The sequence below is a fragment of the Rhodoflexus caldus genome, from assembly GCF_021206925.1.
Classification (GTDB): Bacteria; Bacteroidota; Bacteroidia; order Cytophagales; family Thermoflexibacteraceae; genus Rhodoflexus; species Rhodoflexus caldus.
The window spans coordinates 1-842 of sequence record NZ_JAJPRF010000036.1 but is presented as its reverse complement, the minus strand read 5'-3'; the positions used below and the strand labels follow the sequence as shown (position 1 = coordinate 842).

1 pseudogene is annotated in these 842 nt (G+C 46.8%); it reads right to left on the bottom strand.

Going from position 1 to position 842, the window contains the following annotated elements:
• Nucleotides 1-842: pseudogene (locus NDK19_RS17030) on the bottom strand (transposase); the annotation flags it as partial.

Genomic DNA, 842 nt, shown 5'->3' with positions numbered 1-842 from the left:
GGGCAGACAAAGAAATCCCCTTGCGGGTTGTAGTAGAGATTCTGCACCAAAAAGGGGTTTTCCCTTTGCTTCTTCTTTTGCTCATCGTGGAAGTTGTTGTACTTGACGTAGGCTTTGATGTTGGCCGATGCCATCATTTCATAGTTCTCCTGGCTGCCATAGCCCGCATCGGCTACCACTTCCTTGCTCTGGGACTGATAAGCGGCCTGAAAACCTTCCAAATGAGCCGATAAAGTGGTGGTGTCCCCTGCGGTCTGATGCAGGGAAACGTGGGTAATGAACTGGTTTTCAGTAGATACCTGCACATTGTACGCCGGTTTGAGTTGACCATTTTGCAGGTGGTCATCTTTGAGACGCATAAACGTAGCATCCGTGTCAGTTTTACTGTAAGAATTCCGTTCACCTAAGTTATTGAGGTGCTTTTCATATTCTTCCAACTTGGGCAAATGCTCGGCTTGCAGTTTGGCCAGTTCTTTTTGTTGCTGTTTATCAGAAGCTTTGAGCTTTTTGTTGAGCTCGGACAGCTTTTCTTTCAGTGCGGCCGAATCAATCTTTTCAGGCAGCTCTTCCTTGTTCAGCTCTTGATTGTCTGAGGCGATAGCACTTTCTATATCGGACAAGATACCTTTGATTTTGCTTTCCAGCTTAGCCTTACGGTTCTCTACCGACTTTTTCCATACAAAAGTGTAGCGGTTGGCTACCGACTCTATCTTCGTGCCGTCTGCACATCCAAGCTCACATAGCCCATGTCCACCAGCAGCCGCACAACCTCTGCAAATAAGCGATGGATATGCTCTTTGAGGATTTTGCCCCGAAAATCGTTGATTGTTCTAAAATGGGGG